The sequence below is a fragment of the Novosphingobium sp. genome, from assembly GCF_027486195.1.
Lineage (GTDB): Bacteria > Pseudomonadota > Alphaproteobacteria > Sphingomonadales > Sphingomonadaceae > Novosphingobium.
Map to the genome: position 1 here is coordinate 112,015 of NZ_JAIXPP010000001.1, position 12,684 is coordinate 124,698.

The 12,684-nt window shown below is 67.1% G+C and carries 13 protein-coding genes; 1 reads left to right on the forward strand and 12 read right to left on the reverse strand.

Annotated features, from left to right (window positions below; translation table 11 throughout):
• Positions 1-68: 68 nt before the first annotated feature.
• From Q0071_RS00500 to Q0071_RS00510, 3 genes are read right to left on the reverse strand one after another with little or no spacing between them, the layout of a single operon-like run.
• The gene (locus Q0071_RS00500) at positions 69-1,547 is read right to left on the reverse strand and encodes an oligosaccharide flippase family protein (protein ID WP_298164068.1); all 1,479 of its coding nucleotides are present in this window, start codon (positions 1,545-1,547) and stop codon (positions 69-71) included.
• Positions 1,544-2,617 (reverse strand): glycosyltransferase family 1 protein, encoded by a 1,074-nt coding sequence (locus tag Q0071_RS00505; protein ID WP_298164070.1) that lies wholly within the window; start codon positions 2,615-2,617, stop codon positions 1,544-1,546. The genes Q0071_RS00500 and Q0071_RS00505 overlap by 4 nt, the downstream gene beginning before the upstream one ends.
• Before the next feature lie 5 nt (positions 2,618-2,622).
• On the reverse strand, positions 2,623-3,492 hold the full coding sequence (locus Q0071_RS00510) for a glycosyltransferase family 2 protein (RefSeq protein WP_298164071.1): 870 nt from the start codon (positions 3,490-3,492) through the stop codon (positions 2,623-2,625).
• Positions 3,493-3,670: 178 nt separating this feature from the next.
• Here Q0071_RS00510 and Q0071_RS00515 point away from each other — a divergent pair, with 178 nt between their 5' ends.
• Positions 3,671-4,924: a glycosyltransferase family 1 protein gene (locus Q0071_RS00515; protein ID WP_298164072.1), complete on the forward strand. Its 1,254-nt coding sequence runs from the start codon at positions 3,671-3,673 to the stop codon at positions 4,922-4,924.
• Here Q0071_RS00515 and Q0071_RS00520 read toward each other — a convergent pair.
• The 9 genes from Q0071_RS00520 to Q0071_RS00560 all read right to left on the reverse strand — a co-directional run.
• Positions 4,918-5,691: a sugar transferase gene (locus tag Q0071_RS00520; RefSeq protein WP_366885832.1), complete on the reverse strand. Its 774-nt coding sequence runs from the start codon at positions 5,689-5,691 to the stop codon at positions 4,918-4,920. The genes Q0071_RS00515 and Q0071_RS00520 overlap by 7 nt on opposite strands.
• 141 nt (positions 5,692-5,832) lie before the next feature.
• The gene (locus tag Q0071_RS00525) at positions 5,833-6,033 is read right to left on the reverse strand and encodes a hypothetical protein (RefSeq protein ID WP_298164074.1); all 201 of its coding nucleotides are present in this window, start codon (positions 6,031-6,033) and stop codon (positions 5,833-5,835) included.
• A 240-nt stretch (positions 6,034-6,273) separates the two neighbouring features.
• On the reverse strand, positions 6,274-7,080 hold the full coding sequence (locus Q0071_RS00530; protein ID WP_298164076.1) for an NUDIX domain-containing protein: 807 nt from the start codon (positions 7,078-7,080) through the stop codon (positions 6,274-6,276).
• Between the two features lie 408 nt (positions 7,081-7,488).
• Positions 7,489-7,812 carry a Grx4 family monothiol glutaredoxin gene (grxD, locus tag Q0071_RS00535; RefSeq protein ID WP_298164077.1) on the reverse strand — a complete coding sequence of 108 codons (324 nt, stop codon included), beginning with the start codon at positions 7,810-7,812 and terminating at the stop codon, positions 7,489-7,491.
• A gap of 34 nt (positions 7,813-7,846) precedes the next feature.
• Positions 7,847-8,080 (reverse strand): BolA family protein, encoded by a 234-nt coding sequence (locus Q0071_RS00540; RefSeq protein WP_298164079.1) that lies wholly within the window; start codon positions 8,078-8,080, stop codon positions 7,847-7,849.
• Positions 8,080-8,403 (reverse strand): DUF1476 domain-containing protein, encoded by a 324-nt coding sequence (locus tag Q0071_RS00545; protein ID WP_298164081.1) that lies wholly within the window; start codon positions 8,401-8,403, stop codon positions 8,080-8,082. Before Q0071_RS00545 ends, Q0071_RS00540 begins: the two co-directional genes overlap by 1 nt.
• Positions 8,404-8,513: 110 nt before the next feature.
• Positions 8,514-10,796 (reverse strand): prolyl oligopeptidase family serine peptidase, encoded by a 2,283-nt coding sequence (locus Q0071_RS00550; RefSeq protein WP_298164083.1) that lies wholly within the window; start codon positions 10,794-10,796, stop codon positions 8,514-8,516.
• Positions 10,797-11,170: 374 nt separating this feature from the next.
• Complete coding sequence (gene rplQ, locus Q0071_RS00555; protein ID WP_298164085.1) at positions 11,171-11,596, reverse strand: 50S ribosomal protein L17; 426 nt, start codon at positions 11,594-11,596, stop codon at positions 11,171-11,173.
• Between the two features lie 116 nt (positions 11,597-11,712).
• Positions 11,713-12,684: DNA-directed RNA polymerase subunit alpha (locus Q0071_RS00560; RefSeq protein ID WP_298164087.1), on the reverse strand; the 972-nt coding region annotated here is incomplete at its 5' end.

A 12,684-nucleotide genomic window follows, 5' to 3' on the forward strand; every position in this document is an offset into this window, starting at 1 on the left:
TGGTGGTCCCTCGTGTTGCAGGTGCGAAGGTTCCACGCACGAGCGCCGAGGGCAAGCGGGATTTGGGGCTAGGCTGGCTTTGGCACTTCGGTGAGGAGCGCAACTGCGCGGCGCAGTGCGGGGATGACCGGCCAGGCCGCGAGCAGCCAGCCCGCAGCGGCACAGGCAAGCGGCAGGGCGAGCGCGACAAGTGGTGTCGAGGTCCCGAACGCGCGGTCTGCCGCGAGGCCTGCGACGAAAGCGCCGACAAGGGGGAAGATCACGAGGCGGGCGGCTTCGGCCAGCGCGGGACGATCGCGGCGCTGGAGCGCGGCGAGCGCCATGGCGACGGCGGCGAAAAGGGCGACAAAGGTGGCAGCAACTGCCGCGCCGAGCGCGCCATAGGGCGCGGCCAGCAGGGTAAGCCCGGCAGTGGCGGCAGCAGCGAAGGTCTGAATGGCGAGCACCCTGCCCTGCCGGTCCGTCACGATCAGCTCTGCCGTGGCGACCGCGGTGACGAGCGCGGCCATGCGCGCCACGCAGAACACCGCGACGACGGGCGCGGCAGCAGCCCAAGCCGGGCCGAGCGCGAGAGGGACCACGCGGTGCGCGAAGAGCGCCAGCAGCGCGAGTGCAGGCCAGCCGAGCACCGCGAACAGCGCGGCAAGGCGGGGCCATGCGCCGGGGAGGCCCTCCCCCTCGCCGCGGGCGCGGCCGGACGCGAGTGTGGTCAGCGCGAGCATGCCCGCAGGCTGGACGAACATGTCAGCCAGCGCAGTGACCATGCGGTTGGCCGCACGGTAGAGCCCGGAGGCGGCCGGAGAGAAGACCATGCCGAGCACGAGATCGCCGCTATAGTTGGCAAGGAAACTGACAAGGACCGAACCGAAGCGGCTGACCGACCAGCGCAGCACTTCAGCCACCAGCGCGCGCGGCGGGGCAGCGAGCGCCAGTGGCGGGCCGAGCGCACCGAGCGCGAGGGCCATGAGCAGAGTACGCGCGTAGATCTGGAGGACGAGCGCCCAGAGACCCCAGCCACTGGCCAGCAAGGCGATCGCGGCAATACCCGCGCCGACTTCGGCAAGGACGGTGATGGCATAGTAGCGCCGTACTGTTCCGCTTCGCAGCATGAGCGATTCGGCAAAGGCCGCGAGCGCGCCGAGGAGGACCGAAGGGGCCAGCGCGAGGATGACGGGTGCGACACCGCCGCCCTTGAACACGAAAGGTGCGGCAAGCCCGAGCATGACGAGCAGCGCGATCCACACCAGCGCAACCAGCACCGTCGCGGCAAGGCAGGCACCCGCGCCCCGGCGCTGATCGGCATCATGCGAAAGCTTGAGCAGGTACTCGAACGGGCCGGTGTAGAGCATCGTGCGCGCGAGCATGACCAGCGCACCGGCGATGGCAAACACGCCGAAATCGGCAGGCGCGAGGTGGCGGGTGGCGACCAACGTGACCGCAATCATGGCGAATTGCCCGCTGACGCGCGCGGCCATGGCGATCACCGCTGTGCCGCCCCCGGCACGGGCAAAGCCGAGCAGGCGCGCCTTGATGCCCGATCCGCTCATGCCCTGCGCGCCAGTTCGCGCAGGGAGGACAGCAAGGTCCGGCCCGCGCGGGCCCAGGTGTAGCGCGCGGCGCGGGCGTGGCCCGCAGCGGCCAGTGCATCGCGCGGCAAATCGGCGAGCGCGGCGCGCCAGGCGGCGGGATCATCGGGATCGGCATAGCGCGCGGCATCGCCGCACACTTCGGGCACCGCGCCGCAGGGGGCCGCAATGACCGGGCAGCCGCAGAGCATGGCCTCCACCGGCGGCAGGCCGAAACCTTCGGTGCGCGAGGGGAACAGCAGGGCCTCCGCCCCATCATAAAGCGCACGCAGAGCCGAATCGTCGCACGGTCCTGCGAACACGGCATCGGGCGGCGGGGCGAGGCCAGCTGCCTCGAGCGCGGCACGCGGGGGGCCGACGACGACAAGGCGCAAGGGGGCAAGCGCGCCATCCGCGAAGGCAGCGAACACGACCGCGTTGTTCTTGTAGGCCTTGGGGCTGCCAAACATCAGCGCATAGCTGCGCGGTGCGAGGCCATGGCGGGCGAGCGCGGCGGGATCGGCCTGCGCTTCGAGGATATGATCGGCACCGTTGTGGAGCACTTCGGCCTCGACCCGTCCCGTGACGCCGCCGCGCGCGAGCTCATCTGCCGAGAACGCCGAGACCGTAAGCACCCGCTCGCTCGACCGCGCCATCAGCGGGGTGAGCAGGCGGTAGCCCACGCGCTGGCGCCAGGGGTAGGAATTGTCTGCCCGGAGGAACTGCGCATCGTGCAGCATGGTGAGCTTGGGGCGGTGCGCGAGCGGTGCGAGATTGGCGAGATTGACGAGGAGCCCGCCCGCCGCGAGCCGGGGCAAGCGCAACTGTTCCCACGCCTGCGAGGCAGGGCGATCATCCTCGATCAGCTGAATGGCGGCGAGCGGCGGCCCTTCGGCGCAGCCCCTGGGCACGATCAGCGCGCACGGAGGATCATCGGGAGCTGGCGCGCTGGCGAGGAGATCATCCACTTCGGCGATCAACCGCGCGGCAACGCGGTGGACGCCGTTGAGCCCCCCGGCGCGGAACTTCCCGTTGAAGACGACGCGGCGCATGCCCCTCACATCCGCTCGATCTTGCGCGGATCGATGCGCCCGCGCACGAGATCGGCCAGCGCGCGCAAGTTTCCGGCGAGACGGCCGGCACGATCGATATGCGGTTCGGGGAACGGGGCGCGCAGCAGATTGGCGGCGAGGTTACGCCAGAACAGGCGCTTGGCGAGCCAGCGGGGAATCGTGCCCTTGCGCAGCAGATAGACGATGTTGGCGACCTGCGAATAGCCGAGCCGCCGCCCCGAAGTGCGCCCACCGCGCACGCCGAGATGGACGCCGGTGACGAGGCCGCTGGAAATCAGCCGCCCGCGCCGGGCGAGCTGCATGGTGAGATCGATATCCTCCTGCCAGCCATAGAGCGGCAGCGCCTCATCAAAGCGCAGGCCGCGCATCAGCGACATGCGCAGCGCCATGTTGCAGCCATAGAGCGCCTCTCGCGGGATAATGGCGGGATCGAGCCCCGGGGCATCGCGGGCGATCAGCGTGAGCGCCTGACCGGCGGTAAAGCCGCCGTGGCGCACACCATCCGCCACGAGGTTCCCGGTGATCCCGGCTATCCCCGGATCGGAGGCAAACAGCGCTTCGATGGCCGCGCAGTAATCCGGTGCCATGACGAAATCGTCGTCGAGGAAGAGGACGATATCCGCCCGACCCCCAAGCAGATCGAGCGCGCGGTTGCGCTGACGGCACAGGCCCTTGGGCGAGAGGGCAAGTTCGGGGCAGACATCGCTTTCACCCGCCGTGCCGAAATCCTCTTGCGCAGGGGCGACGATCAGCACGCCATCGGGCTGCCGCGTCTGCCGCGCGATGAGATCGACCGTTTCGCGCAGGAGCGCGGGCCGGCCGACCGTGGCAATGACGATATGGATACGCAGCATGTGCCGCCTGCCCCCCAAGCCTTGCGCCACTCCCTGTCGAGTGGCCGGGCCGGTCTAGCGGGCGCGCCGCCCCGCGCCCACGAAGGTTGTCTCCGAAGCCGACCGGTTAGCGGGCGCGGAAGAGGCGTGGGCGGTGTTAGAACGGGCCCATTCCAACAGCAGGACAACGGGCGCGCGCATGAACCAGCCGACCAACAGCCATCCCGAAATCGTCATCAACGGCCGCTTCCTGATGCAGCCGGTGACGGGCGTGCAGCGCGTGGCGCGCGAACTGACCCGCGCGCTTGACCGGCTGGTGGCAGAGGAAGGCTTGCCGGTGAAGCTGCGGCTGGTGTGTGAACCGGCAGCGCAGCTCGACGATCTGGCGCTGCGTGTCACCACGGTGGAGCGCGCAGAGAGCCGGTGGAACGGGCGACTGGGCTGGCATCCGGGCGGGCATGCCTGGGAGCAACTGGTGCTGCCGGGCCGGGTGCGTGGGGGGCATCTGCTCTGCCTTGGCAATACTGCGCCCGTTGCCGCCCTGCACAAGCGGCAAGGTGTGACGGTGATGATCCACGACCTTTCCTATCGGCAATTTCCCGGCGCCTACCGGCTGCATTACCGGCTGGGGCACCGCTTCATGCTGCCTTCGCTGCTACGCCGGGCGAGGACGATCCTCACCGTTTCGGAGCGGGAGAAAGCCATGCTGGCAGCGCTGCGACCCGAATCGCGCGGGCGCATCCGCGTGGCGCAGAACGGCGGCTTGGGCGGCGCAGCCCCGGTGGAGCACGCAATGGCAGCGCATGGAACGCTGCCGGAGGACCAAGGCCCGGAGCCGGGATACCTGCTGTTCGTGGGCTCCCTCTCGCGGCGCAAGAACATCCACGGCGTGCTGGAAGTGGCCGTGCGGCTCGCGCGTGAGGATGGTCTACGCACGCTGATCGTGGGCGGGGGCAGCGATATCCTCTCGCCGATCACGGGAGATATCCCGGCAGACGTGGCGCATCTGGTGCGCTTTACCGGGCCGGTGACGGAGCTTGATGCGCTGGGGCGGCTCTATCGCGATGCGGGCTGCCTTCTGTTCCCCTCGTTCTATGAAGCGAGTCCACTGCCGCCGATCGAGGCGATGCATTTCGGATGCCCCGTGGTCGTCTCCGCCATTCCGGCGATGACCGAGCGCTGCGGGACAGCAGCAGTCTACTGCGATCCCGATGATGTGGACGACATGGCGGCGGCAGTGCGGCGGGTGCTGGCCGATCCGGCGCCGTATGCAGCCCGGGGCCGCATCCATGCCGCGCACTGGACCTGGCGCGATCAGGCCACTCGTGTGCTGGAAGCGGTGCTGGGCGAAGCTGCGGTGAAGGCCAATGAGAATGCCCACCGGAACGTTTCTGGCGATCCGGCGGGCGAAGTTTCAGGACACGGCATCATCCTGGCTGAGGCCGCTCAGTAGGCTCCCTGGCCGCGCAGCACCGAAGGCACGGTGAGCAGGAGGATGGCAAGGTTGAGCGCCAGCGAGCGCGAGCGCGCGTAAGTGAGATCGAACGCGACGCGGCGGCGGTAGCTCGTCTGGTCCTGCCGCTTGACTTGCCATAGGCCGGTGATGCCGGGCTTCATGCTGCAATAGACCGGGAAGTGGCGGCCATAACGAGCCGCCTCTGCTGCCACGATCGGACGCGGGCCGACGAGGCTCATTTCCCCGCGCAGGACGTTAACGAGCTGCGGCAGCTCATCAAGGCAGCTGCGGCGCAGGAAGCGGCCCACGGGCGTGATGCGCGGATCGCTACGCAGCTTCTGCGTTTCGGCCCACTCGGCGCGCGCGGCGGGATCCACCTCAAGCAGGCGGGCGAGGCGCGCATCGGCATCGACCGTCATCGAGCGGAATTTGAGGCAGTGGAACGGGCGACCGCCCTGCCCCAGCCGCTTGTGCGCGAAGAGAAGCGGGCCGGGATCGAAAAGCTTTATCGCCAGCGCGACGACCAGCAGCACCGGCACCAGCACGGAGAGCGCCGTGACCGCGACGACAATGTCGAACAGGCGGATGGCTGCGGCATGGCGCGTGGGCGGCTCTGCACGGCGCGGCGGCAGCAAGGGCTGCGCCGGCAGCGGCACAGAGGTGAGTACGCGCGGAGGCGGAACAGGGCGCGCAGCAGGAGCAAACGCGGGGGCGGCAAGTTCAGATGCCCAGGGCTCGGCCTGGGCTGGCATGAGGCTGTTCACTGCTCAGGTCTCCATCGAGGCCCGCACGCCGGAAATTGGCGGCAGTCGGGTCATGATGCAGTGCAGCGGGGTGCCGGTCAGGCGAGGATGCCCCCGGGACGGTTGGATAAGGATGCTGCGAAGCGGTTGACGCGAACGCCCTCAGGCGAGGTGGCTGGCGCCCCACAGGATGGCTGCCCAGAGCAGCAACGAGCTCGCCAGCGGAAAGGCGAGGCGGAACCAGCCGGGGTAGAGCTGCTCGGCCTCGGCCTCCGGTGGAACAATGAGCTGCACCAGTTCGGCTTGCAATTGGTGCACCGGCGAAGGCGCAGGAACCGCCAGTTCATCGGCAAGTCGGGCCACCGAGGATGATGATAGGGGGGCGTCGTGTGCCTGTGGCGCAACTGCGGACGGCACGACCGAACGGGCAGAAGCAGGACTTTCGGGGCGCGGCTGGACAGCAGGCATGAGGGTTCCTCCGCGCACTAGACTAGCGCTGCGGAGTGAAGCGAGGCTTGCCCGAATCTATGTATTTTTACTTAAGTGTATGCAGTGCAACGAAAAATTCATTGCACCGCACAATCGCCTCCAACTTGGAGCAGTCTAGGCTCGGTCTGCCTGAGCGAGCGGTTCGCCATCGACCGGGTAGCCGGCATCGGGGGGAATCAAGAGCCACCGTTCGCCATCGCGCAGTTCGATCCGCGGCGTGACGGTGACGATGGGCGTGGCTAGCGCATGATCCCGCGCGGCCGCGAAATGGCTGAATTGTGCCAGCCGTTCGAGATTGCGGCGGGTGGGGAAGATGATCTTGATCGCCTTCTCGTCGGCAAGGCGCAGCGCCTCGGCCGCGCTGGCCCAGAACAGGTGGCGATTCTCGGTGGTATCAGCGGTGACTTCGACTGCGCCGGTGCCGAGATCCGCCAGATAGAAGCGCGTATCGAACACGCGCATGTTGCGGTGGCGCGGCCACCAGCGCGCGAAGGGCACGAGCGCTTCGAAATCCAGTTCCCAAGCAAACGCTTCGAGCACATCGGCAAGGCGGCCAGTATCGAGCAGCAGGCGCCGCGCGGCGGCGGCACGCCCAGCATCGATTGCGCCGACCAGACCAACCGCCAAGCCGGTCTCCTCGAGCGTTTCGCGCACCGCCGTGATGCGGCCAGCGGCATCGGCGGGATCGAGCGAGAGACCGGTGCGGGCCATGAAGGCTGCGGCGAGTTCGAGATCGGCGGGATCGACCTTGCCGCCGGGGAAGACAGTCGCCCCGCCGGCAAAAGCGAGGCTGCCCGAACGTTCGACCATCAGGATCTGGGCTGGGCCACCAGCGGAATCGTGGCGGAACACCACCAGCGTGGCAGCCGGAGTGGCGGGAGCAGCGTCGGCGTGTTCGCCCATGTCATCGAGTTCGTCCATATCGCGACCATGCTACAGGGTGCACGGCCTTGCCAAGCTCTGCGGCACCGGTTTGCCGCATTCTCCCCCAAAGTGAGAGGCCCCTGTCGGCAGACTTTACAGATCGCGAACCAGCCTGCGCCCGACCTCTGCGGGATCACTTGGTTTTTGGGACATTTGGCAGTTTGGCACGCCCCATGCATAGTGTTCTGTGTCCTGAGAGTGTCTTCCCAGAGGCGGAGCCGTTCCCCCCGGTCTCCCGGTTCCGCCTCTCCAGGCCCCACCGCCTGACAAGCCCCGCGCGCGGATCCACCCCCCACCCGCGCGCGGGGCCGGACGGCCCTCCCCCTCACCCACCGGCTCCTGAAACGCAAAACGCGGCCCCGCTTGTGGCGGAGCCGCGCTTTACATTGCGCCAAAGTGGAAGGTTCAGGCCTTCACGACCTGAGCATCGACCATGAGCTGGTGGAGCTCGCCAGCCTGATACATCTCCATCATGATGTCCGAACCGCCGACGAATTCGCCCTTCACGTAGAGCTGCGGGATCGTCGGCCAATCGGAGAAGGACTTGATTCCCTGACGGATTTCCATGTCCTGCAGCACATCGACCGAGGCATATTCCACGCCAAGGTGATCGAGGATGGCTATCGCCTTGCTCGAGAAGCCGCACTGCGGGAACAGCGGCGTACCCTTCATGAACAGGACGACGTCGTTGGTGCCGACGATTTCAGCGATGCGTTCGTTGGTGGACATGGGCCTAGCCTGCTTTCGAAAGAAGATTTGGGTTTCAGGTGGGGACGCCGGTGGTCACTTGCAAGGCGTGGAGCACCCCGCCCATGCGCTCACCCAGCGCGCCGTAGACAGCCTTGTGCCGGGCAACGCGGCTGAGACCGGCAAACGAGGGCGCAACGACATGGGCGGCATAGTGATCGCCATCGCCTGCGAGATCGGTGATCGTCACCTCACAATCGGGAATCGCGGCGCGGATCAGCGCCTCGATCTCGGCCGCGGGCATGGGCATCAGGCGTCGCCCGTGATCTGGCGGCGCGCTTCGATCGCCTGCTCGGCGAGCGCGGCGCGGATTTCGGCCTCGTCGATCTCGACCTTGGCCATCGTGAGATCGCCCAGCAGCTTGCGCACGACATCCTCGTCGCCCGCTTCCTCGAATTCGGCCTGCACAACCGCGCGGGCATAGGCCTCCGTCTCGGCGGCATCGAGGCCCATGCGCTGCGCCGCCCAGTGGCCGAGCAGCTTGTTGCGGCGGGCCTGGATGCGGAACAGGGTATCTTCATCGTGCGCGAACTTGGCTTCCTCGGCGCGTTCACGGTCCTGGAACGAGGTCATGGCTGGTCTTTCCTGTGGCTCGTGCCCGCCTTGGCGGCGGGCTGCTTCAATCCCGAGGGATAGTGGCGCGCGCGCATGGCTGCAAGGGCGCGTGGCGCGAAATCAGCGCTCTATTCAAGAGCCAGCCCCGTCCACTTGGCGAGGAAGGCAAGCACGTCGGCGCCGTTGGCGATGACCTTGTCGACCGGCTTGCCGGGACCGTGGCCGGCCTGCGCCTCGACCCGCAGCAGATGCGGGCGGGCGCCGAGATCGGCCGCCTGCAGCGCGGCGACATACTTGAAGCTGTGCGCCGGCACCACGCGGTCATCGGTATCGGCGGTGGTGACGAGAATAGCGGGGTAATCCGCGCGGGGGCGGATGTTGTGATAGGGCGAATAGGCGCGCAGCACGCGCCAGTCCGCTTCGCGCGAGGGGCTGCCGTAGTCGTCCACCCAGAACCGGCCCGAGGTGAACCGGTCGAAGCGCAGCATGTCCATCACGCCGACATCTGGATTGGCAGCGGCGAAGAGATCGGGGCGCTGGTTGATGACGGCGGCAACGAGCATGCCGCCGTTCGATCCGCCCTGAATGGCAAGCCCGCCCTTCGCGGCGATGCCTTCCTTGAGGAGGTATTCTCCGGCGGCAATGAAATCGTCGAAGCTGTTCTGCTTGTTGCCGAGGCGCCCTGCATCGTACCACGCGCGGCCGAATTCCCCGCCGCCACGGATATTGGCGAGCGCGAAGACGCCGCCTGCCTCAAGCCAGGCCATGCGCACCGCCGAATAGCCCGGCGTGAGCGCGACATCGAAGCCGCCATAGCCATAAAGGAGCGTGGGCGCCGCGCGGCTTGCGGCCGCCAGGCTGCGCTTGCGCACGACGTACATCGGCACCCGCGTACCGTCCTTCGAGGGGAAGCTGCGCTGCTCGACGATATAGTCGTCAGGATTGAACGGCAGGCGCGGGACGGCAAACGGCGTGGCCGTGCCGGTGCGCATGTCGAGCCGGAAGATCGAGGGCGGCTGGTTGAAGCTGGAGAACTGGTAGAACGTCTCCGGATCTCCCGGACGGCCGCCGAAGCCGCTCGCCGCACCGATCGCGCCAACGGTGATGGCCCGCTTGGGCCTGCCCTTGAGATCGGTGACGACGGCATAGCTGGAGCCGTGCTGGAGATAGGAGAGGATCAGCCGGTTGCCGACAATGCGGCCGGCATCGAGCGTATCATCCTTCTCGCCGATCACGTCGCTGATTGCGAAGCCGCCCTTCCCGCCGCGATCAAGATCGACGCGCACGAGGCGGTAGTGCGGCGCGCGGGCATTGGTGATGAACCAGAGGCGATCGCCGACGCCCTCGACGAACTTCCAGTCGTCGGTCATTTCTGGCGCGATGGGAACCGGAGTCCAATCCTGCGCCTTCCCGCGCGCGAGGGAGATCACCTGCACGGTGCGGCGCGGGAGCGTGCTGGCAGAGGACAGGATCACCGCCCAGCGGCCATCCGACGAGACCGAAACGCGGTGGTTCCAATCGCGGTGATCGGGTGTCGCGAAAACGCGGATATCCGCGCTTTGCGGCGTGCCAACGCGGTGGAACCAGATCGCCTTGTCGAACACTTGCGCGCGGTATGCCTCGCCCGCAGGCGGCTCCGGATAGCGGGCATAGAGGAAACCAGCATCGCCGACCCAGCCGATCGCGGTATCGTTGGCCCATTCGAGCCGCTCGTCGAGCATCTTGCCGCTGGCCACATCGACGACACGGACCGTGCGCCAATCGCTGCCATCGCGCTGCTGGGTAAGCGCAACGAGATTGCCGCCCGGCGAAGGAACCCAAGCATCGAGGGTGCGCAGGCCCTCCCCGGCCTTGGCTTCCCATGTATTCGGATCGACCAGAATGCGGCCCTCGCCATCCAGCCCTTCGCGCACCTGCAGCACGGCCTGATTCTGCAGCCCGCTGTTGCGCGTGTAGAAGTAGCGGGTACCCGCCTTGCGCGGCAGACTGAAGCGTTCGTAGGCGAAGAGGCTGCGGATCTTGTCCCGCAGCGCATCACGGCCGGGCAGCTGGGCGAGATAGGCCGAACTCGCGGCGTTCTGCTGCGCGACCCACGAGGCGACTTCGGAGCTTGAGCGCACGTCCGCCTCGAGCCAGCGATAGGGATCGGCCAGATCCTCGCCGAACTGGTGCTCGATCAGGGAATCGCGGCGCGTGGGCGGATAGTGTGGGGCGGAAAAGGTGGTGATGCCGGCCCGGTCAGAGTTTCGCTCGGTGGCGGAGGGCTGCACGACATCGCTGCCGGAATAGGTGGAGGGGCCGCGAACCGGCGCAACCAGCGCCTCGGCCTCCTCACGGGCCCTGATACCCGGAGCCGGCAGCAGCGCTGCCAGAACCAGGACCGCCCTTCCGATCCTACCCGCGATTTTCATGCTTTTACGGGAGGGGTTTAGCACCTCGGAGGGGCAGAGGGCGAGAGCGAAATTGTACTAGGCCGGACGCAAGGGTTTGGCAGGATTTCGGGGGTGTTTGGAGCCGACGGCAGGCGCTGCGCAGTGCGGCCACGACTTGCTAATGCTTGGAAGAGCGATGACGCGATACCCCCGATCCAATACGCCAAGCCAATCCAACGCCGCTCACCCTGAGCTTGTAGAAGGGTATTGGCGCGACGGTAGCGAAAGCTGCTTCGACAAGCTCAGCATGAGCGGGATGGAGGTCGATCAATAAGCCGGGTCAAAGGCACCAAAATGAAAAGGGCGGAGCCTTGCGGCTCCGCCCCAGTTTTCCCTTGCGGGATCCGGCGGCCTTAAGCCGCTTCGTATTCGTCTTCGTCCGCAGTCAGAACCGGGCCGGAATCGAGACCCTTGGCGCTGGTGTCACGGTCGACCAGCTCGATCACGGCCATCGGAGCGGCGTCCGAGGCGCGGTAACCTGCCTTGATGATGCGGGTGTAGCCACCGGCACGGGCGGCATAGCGCTCGGCCAGGGTGGTGAAGAGCTTGCCGAGCTGCGCGTCGTCCAGCAGGCGGGCGTGCGCGAGGCGGCGGTTCGAAAGGCCGCCATGCTTGCCCAGCGTGATCAGCTTTTCGATGTAGGGGCGCAGTTCACGTGCCTTGGGCAGCGTGGTGGTGATCTGCTCGTGCTTGATGAGCGCAGCCGCCATGTTGCGCATCAGCGCGCGGCGGTGCGAGGATGTACGACCCAGCTTGCGCTGGCCCAGCTTGTGACGCATCGGTCTTCTCCGTTCGTTAGGGGCCCGTATCAGGTAGCCCGTACCAGGCGGCTGTCAGGGTCGCCGCCAAGAACCCGTTGGGGCACGCCCTTGCGAAACGCGCCCCCAATTCCGAGTTAGCCGAGCAGTTCCTGCTCAAGCTTCTTCGCCATCTCTTCGATGTTCTCGGGCGGCCAGCCAGGGATGTCCATGCCGAGGCGCAGACCCATCGAGGAAAGCACTTCCTTGATTTCGTTGAGCGACTTGCGGCCAAAGTTCGGCGTGCGCAGCATCTCCGCTTCGGTCTTCTGCACGAGATCGCCGATGTAGATGATGTTGTCGTTCTTGAGGCAGTTGGCCGAGCGGACCGACAGCTCGAGTTCGTCCACCTTCTTGAGCAGGTAGCGGTTGAGCTGGTTCGCGTCGCTTTCCTCGGGCGTGTGGACGGTCATGCCGCCACCCATCGCCGGCGCATGGCCGGTGGGCAGCTGATCGTCGAAGTGCACGAAGAGCGAGAGCTGGTCCTGCAGGATGCGCGCGGCATAGGCGACCGCGTCTTCCGGCGTGACGGTGCCATCGGTTTCGACCGAGAGGCTCAGCTTGTCGTAGTCAAGCTCCTGACCGATACGGGCGTTGTCGATCTTGTAGGAGACCTGACGGACCGGCGAGTAGAGCGAATCGACCGGGATGAGCCCGATCGGCGCATCGACCGGACGGTTCGACACGGCGGGGACGTAGCCCTTGCCGGTGTCGGCGGTCAGTTCCATGTTGAACGTTGCGCCCTCGTCGAGGTTGCAGATCACGAGGTCCTTGTTCATGACCTCGATGTCGCCGCTCACCGCGATATCGCCCGCCTTCACTTCGCCCGGGCCGGTGGCCGAGAGCTGGAGCCGCTTCGGGCCTTCGCCCTGCATGCGGATGGCGATCTGCTTCACGTTGAGCACGATGTCGGTCACGTCCTCGCGCACGCCGGCGAGCGAGGAGAATTCATGCAGCACGTTCTCGATCTTGATCGAGGTGACGGCCGCGCCCTGCAGCGAGGACAGCAGCACGCGGCGCAGCGCGTTGCCGAGAGTGAGACCGAAGCCACGCTCGAGCGGCTCGGCGAC